7 protein-coding genes are annotated in these 7,162 nt (G+C 63.0%); 1 reads left to right on the top strand and 6 read right to left on the bottom strand.

The window, feature by feature from the left end; translation table 11 throughout:
- The 6 genes from ACXJ7R_RS02595 to puuE all read right to left on the bottom strand — a co-directional run.
- Positions 1-977 (bottom strand): ABC transporter substrate-binding protein (locus ACXJ7R_RS02595; protein ID WP_457150448.1); only part of this gene is annotated, 977 nt, incomplete at its 3' end.
- A 154-nt stretch (positions 978-1,131) separates the two neighbouring features.
- On the bottom strand, positions 1,132-3,117 hold the full coding sequence (locus ACXJ7R_RS02590; protein ID WP_457150447.1) for a CocE/NonD family hydrolase: 1,986 nt from the start codon (positions 3,115-3,117) through the stop codon (positions 1,132-1,134).
- 82 nt (positions 3,118-3,199) lie between these two features.
- Positions 3,200-3,793, bottom strand: a complete 594-nt coding sequence (locus tag ACXJ7R_RS02585; protein WP_457150446.1) for a nucleoside deaminase — start codon at positions 3,791-3,793, stop codon at positions 3,200-3,202.
- On the bottom strand, positions 3,793-4,296 hold the full coding sequence (locus ACXJ7R_RS02580) for an ureidoglycolate lyase (RefSeq protein WP_095083037.1): 504 nt from the start codon (positions 4,294-4,296) through the stop codon (positions 3,793-3,795). The genes ACXJ7R_RS02585 and ACXJ7R_RS02580 overlap by 1 nt, the downstream gene beginning before the upstream one ends.
- On the bottom strand, positions 4,293-5,156 hold the full coding sequence (locus ACXJ7R_RS02575) for a bifunctional allantoicase/(S)-ureidoglycine aminohydrolase (RefSeq protein ID WP_457150445.1): 864 nt from the start codon (positions 5,154-5,156) through the stop codon (positions 4,293-4,295). Before ACXJ7R_RS02575 ends, ACXJ7R_RS02580 begins: the two co-directional genes overlap by 4 nt.
- A 9-nt stretch (positions 5,157-5,165) precedes the next feature.
- Positions 5,166-6,584 carry an allantoinase PuuE gene (gene puuE, locus ACXJ7R_RS02570; RefSeq protein ID WP_457150444.1) on the bottom strand — a complete coding sequence of 473 codons (1,419 nt, stop codon included), beginning with the start codon at positions 6,582-6,584 and terminating at the stop codon, positions 5,166-5,168.
- A 203-nt stretch (positions 6,585-6,787) separates the two neighbouring features.
- Here puuE and uraH point away from each other — a divergent pair, with 203 nt between their 5' ends.
- Entirely contained in the window at positions 6,788-7,162 is a 375-nt protein-coding gene (gene uraH / locus ACXJ7R_RS02565; RefSeq protein ID WP_457150443.1) for a hydroxyisourate hydrolase, read from the top strand.

The following is a 7,162-nucleotide window of genomic DNA, read 5'->3' as shown; positions in this document are numbered from 1 at the left end:
CGCAGGATCTTGTCCAGCATTTCCTCGCGGTCGATGGCCAGCTTGAGTGCCATGCGCAGATCGTTGTTGTCGAATGGTGCCGTGTTGCAGTGCATGATGAACACGTAGTGGCCAGGACCCGCGTGGTTGCGGATGGTGACGCCCGGCAGGCGCTTGATCAGGTCGACGATCTTCGGCTCGACGCGGTTGATCATGTTGACCTGGCCGCCCTGCAGGGCCGCCGTGCGGGCGGTCGCATCGTTGATGACGATGACTTCGATCTGGTCGGCATGGCCCATCTTGTCGCCCTGCCAGTAATTGGCGAAGCGCTCGCCGCCATGGCGTACGCCGGGCTCGTTGGTCTTGACCACGTACGGGCCGGCCGAGATGCCGGCATCCGGCTTGTCCTTGCCGCCGTTCGGCTGCACGATCAGGTGATAGTCGCTGAGCAGATAGGGCAGGTCGGCGTTGGCCTCCTTCAGCGTCAGCACCACTTCCTTGCCGTTTGCCTTGATGGTCTCGATGCCCTTCATGTAGCCGAGCGCGCCGGATTTCGACTTTTCGTCCGAATGGCGCTCGAGGGTCGCGGCGACGTCTGCCGCGGTCACCGTCTTGCCATTGTGGAATTCGACGCCGTCGCGGATCTTCAACGTCCACACCTTGGCGTCGTCCGAGGAGCCGATCTCCTCGGCGATGCGGTTCTCAAGCTTGCCTTCCGGCGACAGCTCGACGATCATTTCGCCCCAGCACTTGCCGAAGGCGAACGGCACCTGCGTCATCATCAGCGCCGGATCGAGGCTGTTGGTGGATTCGCCGCCGACGAGGCCGGCCTTCAGCGTGCCGCCCTTGATTGGGCCGGCAGCGCGCGCCGCACCTGAAAGCAGCGAGTTGGCGAAGGTCGCGGTGACGCCGAGTGCTGCCGCCCGACCGAGAAAATCGCGACGGCTCAACTTGCCGGAAGCGACTCGCCGGCTAAGGAATTCCAGTTCGTTTGACATGTTGAGTTCCTCACTCTGTTGGTTCGACTCTGCGGTCGTTTTTCTTGTTTCTTGTGAGGAGAATAATGACCGCAAGGGAAAGCGGTAAGCAAGACCGAATGCGACATGCCGTGGCGTAAATCGTACGTCGCATTTGGACCAACCAAATCCGTGGTCACAGGAGGACGCGCGGCACCCTTTCCTCGAAGTTACGCTCGAAAACGAGAGTTTCGCCCTCATAGGCCTCGATTCTGGCGCTGAGGATGAAGTTTTGCGCGTCCGATCGCATTTCCGCGAATGTCTCGGTGCGCACCGACCATCCATTTCGCGACAGGGTCTGCGTCCAGTGCGTTTTTCCAGAGGCCGCCAGGGGATCGTCCGGATGGATCGTCCAGATCTCGCGGGCGATGCTGCCATTGGCCAGGCCATGGGCAAGATCGCGCACCTTGCCAAAATCATCCGTTATGGAAAGCGTCACAATTCCGGTCTTCTCGTCGCGATCGACATGACGCTCGGAATTGGCGGCGCGGATCGTCTCGGTCGCCCAGGGAGTGGCGCTTTCCGGCTCGGCAAACGTCACTTCGTTGCCTGTCGCCAGCGGCCGCAGCGGCAGGGCCAGCACGGCGGCCGACAAGGCGAGCCGAACCGGCTCCGGCGACGGCCAGATCATCGGCCAATAGGTATTCGACACGGCAATGCGCAGATGGTGGCCTGCCGGCACGCGATAGGCGCATTGATCGAGCACCACGCGCGCCGACACGGTTTCGCCCGGTACCAGCGCCTCGGGGAATTCGTGCGAATTGCGATGTGTCAGATTGAGCACGCCGTAGGAAATCAGTTCCGAGGCACCGTCAGGGTGCACGTCGCACAGCCGGATCGCGATGTTGGCCTGCGGTCGGTCGGAGGACAGCCGCACCTCGACTTCGGGCGCGCCGACGATGTCGATCGCCTCAGTGAGTTCCGGCTGGTCGAAACACAYCGACAAAGCGTCATCGGGGCGCTGGTCGCCGGGCAGTTCGGGGCCGAAGGTGAACGGAAAATACTCGCCGCCGGCAAGGCCGCAACTCTGCGGCGAAGCAACGATGGCGGGCTTGCTACCGTCGGAGACAAGCTCGATCGATTGCGTCTTGATGGCAGGCGACGGCCATTCCTGCTCAGCCACCCAGCGACCGGGCCGCTTGGGATGCCAGCGCGCGGGGCGGACACTGTCCATGACATAGGCACGATAGGCTGGATCGACCTCGACACCAGTGTCGATATCCTTCAGCCAGCGGTCCCACCAGCGCAGGGCCTCCTGCAGGAAACCGATGCGCGGTGTGGGTGCCGCGTAATGCGGGTATTTGTGGATCCACGGTCCGATGATGCCCTTCACCGGCGCTTCGATGTTGGTGGCCAGATGCGAGACGGTGTTGCGGTAGCCGTCGTGCCAGCCGCCGATCGACAGCACGGCGGCCTGGATGGCGGAATAATCCTCGCAGATTGAGCCGCGCTTCCAATAGGCGTCGCGGTGCTGGTGCTTCAGCCACAGCGGCGCGAGAAAAGGCTGGTTCTCCAGCCGGGTCAGCCAAAGGTCGCGCCACCTTTTGTCGCCGGTGAAGAGCGGGTCCGGCGGCCGCGACGAATAGGACAGCATGGTCGACGCCCAGCCGAAATTCTCGATCAGCAGGCAACCGCCCTTGTAGTGGATATCGTCGGCATAGCGGTCGGAGGTCGAGCACAGGCTGATAACCGCCTTCAGCGCCGGGGGCTGCTTGGCCGCCACCTGCAGGCAGTTGAAGCCGCCCCAGGAAATGCCCATCATGCCGACATTGCCGTTGCACCAGGGCTGCGAAGCCGCCCAGGCGATGACGTCGCAGGCGTCCTGCAATTCCTGTTCGGAATATTCGTCGTCCATCAGCCCTTCGGAATCGCCATTGCCGCGCATGTCGACGCGGATCGAGGCGTAGCCGTGGCCGGCGAAATAGGGATGCGTCAGCTGATCGCGGAGAATGGTGCCGTCCCGCTTGCGGTAGGGCAGGTGCTCGAGGATCGCCGGCACCGGATCGTCGCCGGCGTCTTCCGGCATCCACACCCTCGCCGACAGCCGGCAGCCGTCCGGCATGACAATCCCCATTACTGGAAATTCGACGACTTTGCGGGGGAACTCGGTGACAATTTTCATGCGGGACTCCAGGATCGCCAGATGATGGAGCCCGTGGCATCGCGTCGTGGGCCAGCCAACGAATTCGGCTGGTCAGTCCGCGTCAATTCAGCGGAATGTCGTTGTCGCCCTTGCTCGCTTGGTAGGCGCCGGACAGGTCGTCATAGCGTGCCGAGATCTCGCCGATGCGCGTTTCCAGCCGCTGGCGCTCGGCCTCGGGGAGTGACCGTACCAATCTGCGGATCGAAAAGCTCTTCCAGTAGGCATTCTCGGCATTGTAGCCGCCGGGATCGAGGGTGAAGACTTCCTTGAGAATCTTCAGATCATGCGGGATGGCGAAGCTGTCGCGCGAATCCTCATGGCTGAACAGATAGTAGAAATTGTCGAAGCCGGTCCAGGTGATCGCCGATAGGCAGAGCGAGCAGGGTTCATGCGTGGCGATGAAGATGGCGTCTTTCGTATCGACGCGCTCGGCCTTTGGCATTTCATAGAAGCGCTTCAGGCAATGCACCTCGCCATGCCAGAGCGGGTTTTCGATCTCGTTGTTGGTTTCGGCCAGTACCAGCGAACGGTCGTCCTTGCGCAGGATCGCCGCGCCGAACAGCTTGTTGCCATGGGCAACACCGTCGGCCGTCTTCGGCACGATGTCGTGCTCGATCACGTCGAGCAGGCGGTCGATCAGGGAAATGTCGGTCATTACAAGCTCTCGTCGGGGAGATGGATCTCGTAGGCGTGCGAGAAATGGAATTCTTCCAGGTTGGAACCGTCGCCGCCGCGGTCGACGATCAGGAAATCCTGCGCCTCGCCGAGCGGCGTCAGCACGCCGTGCCAGAGGTTGCGGGAATAGTTGATGCCTTGTCCGGGCGCGGTGATGAAGGCCTGCGGTTCACCCGGTCCCCCATCGCCGTCGTGGCAGACGACGACAAGGAACGGCCGGGGCGACAGCGGAATGAAAGCCTGGCTGCCGAATGGATGGCGCTCGACCATGGTCAGCTTTAGCGGCAATTCGTAAGGCGTGCCGCGCACCATCGAGATCAGCACGCGGGCGTTCGGCCCTGTCGCTTGCGCCGTGGCAAGATCGTGGTAGCGCTCGGCCTTGCCGCCATTGATCGGGTAGTGATTGTCGCCGCCCATGTCGATGACGTCGCCGAAGGCGGCAAAGCTCTCGCGGGTCAGCGGCCGCGCGACGATGCGGGTCACGGCGCCCGCCTAGCAATGCCGGCACCGCCGAGCTTGGCGTGGCGGTTGACGTCCTTGTAGAGCAGATAGCGGAATTTGCCCGGGCCGCCGGCATAGCAGGCCTGGGGGCAGAAGGCGCGCAGCCACATGAAGTCGCCGGCCTCGACCTCGACCCAGTCCTGGTTGAGGCGGTAGACCGCCTTGCCTTCCAGCACATAAAGCCCGTGCTCCATGACATGCGTCTCGGCGAAGGGAATGACCGCGCCGGGCTCGAGCGTCACGATGGTCATGTGCATGTCGTGGCGCAAATCGGCAGGATCGACGAAACGGGTCGTCGCCCAGCGGCCTTCGGTGCCGGGCATCGGCGTTGGCGCGATGTCCTGTTCGTTGGTGAAGAAGGCTTCCGGCGCCTCTAGACCGTCGACCGCCTCGTAAGCCTTGCGGATCCAATGGAAGCGGACCTCGGTCTTGCTCTCGTTGCGAACCGTCCAGGCGCTGGCCGGCGGTAGGAAGGCGAAGCCGCCCGGTCTGAGCACATGCTTCTTGCCGGCAAGCAGAACGGTCAACTCGCCTTCGACCACGAACAAGGCCCCTTCGGCGCCTGCATCGGGCTCCGGCCTCTCGCTGCCGCCACCGGGCGCGACCTCGACAATGTATTGCGAAAACGTCTCGGCAAAGCCGGACAGCGGCCGCGACAATATCCAGACGCGGGTCTTGTCCCAGAACGGCAAGGCGCTGGTGACGATGTCCTGCATCACCCCCTTGGGGATGACGGCATAGGCCTCGGTGAAGACGGCGCGGCCGGTCAGCAGCTCACTCTGGCCAGGGTGGCCGCCATGCGGCGCGTAATAGGTTCGGTCGGGCATCCTGATCGTATCCATGGGTTAAACCTATTGCGGAAGCATGTCCTTGAGGCGGAGCAGCGCGATGCGCTCGACCTGTTTGCAGGCGGTCTCGAATTCAACGCCGCGGCTGTTGCCGATGCGTGCCTCGAATTCCGCCAGGATCTCCTCCTTGGTCTTGCCTTTCACCGCGATGATGAACGGGAAGCCGAAGGTGGTGACGTATGCGGCATTGAGCTTGGAAAACAGTTCGCGCTCCTTGTCGGTCAGCGCGTCGAGTCCGGCTGAGGCCTGTTCCTTGGTCGATTCCGCCGTCAGCCGTTTGGCCTTGGCCAGTTTGCCGGCAAGGTCGGGATGGGCGTTGAGCACTGAAAGCCGCTCGGCCTCGCTTGCGGAACGGAAGACGCGGCAAAGCGCGTTGTGCAGGCCGCCGGATGAGTCATGCGCCGGGCCCAGCTCCAACTCGAAGGCGCGTTCGGCGATCCAGGGCGAATGCTCGAAGACACCGCCGAAAGTGTGGACGAACGTCTCGAATTCCATCTTGGACGGTCTGAGTGCTGCGGGTCGATAGGGGTGGTTTTCTTGCCAGTGGCGGGCGATATCGATGCGCCGTGCCAGCCAGACCTTGTCGTGCGACTTCACGTAGTCGACGAAGCGCTTCAGCGCCGCCACCCGGCCCGGCCGCCCGACGAGGCGGCAATGCAGGCCGATGTTCATCATGCGCGGCCGGCCGGCCTTGCCCTCGGCATAGAGCGTGTCGAAACTGTCCTTCAGATAGGCAAAGAACTGGTCGCCTGAATTGAAGCCTTGTGGCGTCGCGAAGCGCATGTCGTTGGCGTCGAGCGTGTAGGGGATGATGAGCTGGGCGCCTCCTTCGTGCTCGAACCAATAGGGCAGCTCGTCGTCATAGGTGTCCGACACATAGGCGAAGCCGCCTTCCTCAGCCACAAGCAGCACCGTGTTGACCGATGTGCGCCCCGTGTACCAGCCGGTCGGGCGCTGGCCTGTCACCTCGTAGTGCAGGCTGATCGCCGCTTCGAGGTCGCGGCGCTCGTCCTCGGCGCTGTGGTCGCGATAGTCGATCCATCTCAGCCCGTGCGACGCGATCTCCCAGCCGGCTTCCTGCATCGCCGTGACCTGGTCGGGCGAGCGGGCGAGCGCGGTGGCGACGCCGTAGCAGGTCACCGGCACCTCGGCCTCGGTGAACAGCCTGAGCAGCCGCCAGAAACCGGCGCGGGCGCCGTATTCGTAGATTGATTCCATGTTCCAGTGGCGCTGGCCCACCCAGGGTGCGGCGCCGACGATCTCCGACAGGAAGGCTTCCGAAGCCTTGTCGCCGTGGAGCACGCAGTTCTCGCCGCCCTCTTCGTAGTTGACGACGAACTGCACGGCGACATGCGCACCACCAGGCCATTTCGGATCCGGCGGATTGGCTCCATAGCCGCACATGTCTCTGATGTAACGCATCGTCCCTCCCGCCGGGCATTGCCCGATGTATGATCAGGATATCGAAAGGGCTGCTCGCGCATTCCCCCGAAAATTTTTGAAAGTGTTTTTGTCGCACTCCGCTCGACCGGGACTTATGCATCGCCTTTAATTGGCGCACAATTCATCAGCAATGTTCGACTGTACCGGGCCAGTTCGCTCGTACAGGAAATGGGAGGCGGCCAGTGGCAGAAACGTCGAAAGCCGATGGCGGGCGTCTGACGACCCATGTCCTCGACACCGCGACCGGCAGGCCGGCGGCGGGATTGTCGATCGCGCTCTATCACCTCGAGGGCGATACGCGCACACATCTGAAGACCGTCGTCACCAATGATGATGGCCGTTGCGACGCACCGCTGCTTGCCGGCGCCGAGTTCCGCGCCGGCGAATATGAACTGATCTTTGCCGCGGGCGACTATTTGCGCCAGCAGGGGACGAAATTGCCCAAGCCGGCCTTTCTCGACGTGATACCGATCCGCTTCGGCATGGCCGAACCCGTGCACTATCATGTGCCGCTGCTCGTCTCGCCCTACGGCTATTCGACCTACAGGGGGAGCTGA

This window comes from Mesorhizobium sp. P5_C1, from assembly GCF_054049815.1.
The sequence above is the reverse complement of the archived record's forward strand: the minus strand, read 5'-3'. Positions and strand labels throughout refer to the sequence as shown.